Here is a 1,436-nt window from a genome sequence, read left to right as displayed (position 1 = left end):
CAATGCCGGTGACTTAATTCGTGTCTCGCTGGCTGATCGTGACTGTTGCTGGTTGTGGTGGTGGCCAGTTGCGGTGTTGGGCGCGTTTGAGGGGCCAGTTGGACATCTTGCGTTTGATGACGCGGGGGCATACCCGTTGACGACGCGGTGGCAGCAGGCGTTCGGTGATCTCAGCCAGGGTGCGGATGAGTGCCCTGGCGAGTCTGCCGGGGGGAAAGTCCCGCCTGGGCGGGGACCTGGCGGCGCACGACCCGCAGGGTGCGGGTGAAGGAGAGCCGGTCGGGGTCCACACCCTCGTGCAGGGCGGCCTGGTGCATGAGCTGCCGGATGGCGTGGTGGACGAGCAGGAGTCCGTAGATCTCCTGCTCGACGCCCCATGGGTACTTCGAGCGCAGGACGAGCCGGGGGCCGCGCTGGTGGGTCTTGATCTCGTCCAGCGTGGTCTCGATCTCCCAGCGCTGGGCGTAGAGCGCGGCCAGCTCGGCAGCGGGTGCCTGTTCGGGGTCGAGGACGGTGGTGACCAGCCGGTAGAGGGTCGCGTCGCCGGTGCGGGCCAGGGTGTACTCGACGACCCGCACGGTCACCGGGTTGCGGCGGCTCTTGCGGTCCTGTTCGGCGTGGACGGTGCTGAGGTAGGAACCGTCCTCCAGGACCCGGACCACGGGCAGGGCGGCGTTGGCGCGAACCCGCCACAGCAGGTCCGCGCCGCTCGCCCGCGCCTGCTGCCACAGCTCGAACCCGTAGAAGCCGCGGTCGGCCAGCAGCAGCATGCCCTCCCGCAGGCGGGCGAACAGCCGGCGCGACAGCGCCTGCTCGCCCACCGACAGCGCACCCACCTCCGCCCCGAACACGCCGTGCGTGCCGCACTCGGCCAGCGCCACCAGCCTCGCCTGCGGGAACGCGCCCCTCCCGCGACCTGTGCCCGGGCGGCCGAAGTGCTCGTCGTTGGCCTCGGTGTCCGCCAGGTCCAGCGTGGTGCCGTCCACGGCGACCACACGCCAGCGCCGGTACCAGGCGCCCTCCGTCCCGGGCACGGCCAGCGGGCGGCACACCCGCGCGAACAGCACCCTCAGCGGCTCGACGCCCAGCCGTCGCCGCGCCCGGCCGATCGCGGCGGTCGTGGGCACCCGCCACGACCGCCGCCCCTCCCCGAGCCCCTCGCCCAGCAGCCGGGCAACCTCCTCATAGCCCTGCCCGAAGAACAGGCACATCGCCAGCACGAAGTACACGACCACCCGCGCCGGCAACAGACGGCTCCGCTTCTCACCCCGCCCGGTCTCCGCGATCACCTCATCGACCAGACCCGGCGGAAACGCCTGGGTCAGCACCCCGATCGCGATCCGGTCCGATATCCGCTCACCCGCAGACGACTTGACCTGCCCCACCCTCGCCATACCCCAATCAACGAGACGACAGCGCCAAAGTCACTGGCATTG

The 1,436-nt window shown here is 71.0% G+C and carries 1 protein-coding gene; it reads right to left on the bottom strand.

The annotated features are described in order from the left end of the window. Window positions 1-170: 170 nt before the first annotated feature. On the bottom strand, window positions 171-1,394 hold the full coding sequence (locus ACIRS1_RS38435; protein ID WP_402847319.1) for an IS4 family transposase: 1,224 nt from the start codon (window positions 1,392-1,394) through the stop codon (window positions 171-173). Window positions 1,395-1,436 lie beyond the last annotated feature (42 nt).

This window comes from Kitasatospora sp. NPDC101176, from assembly GCF_044768035.1.
GTDB lineage: Bacteria > Actinomycetota > Actinomycetes > Streptomycetales > Streptomycetaceae > Kitasatospora.
Note: the sequence above shows the minus strand (reverse complement) of the source record. Positions and strands in the feature narration are given on the sequence as shown.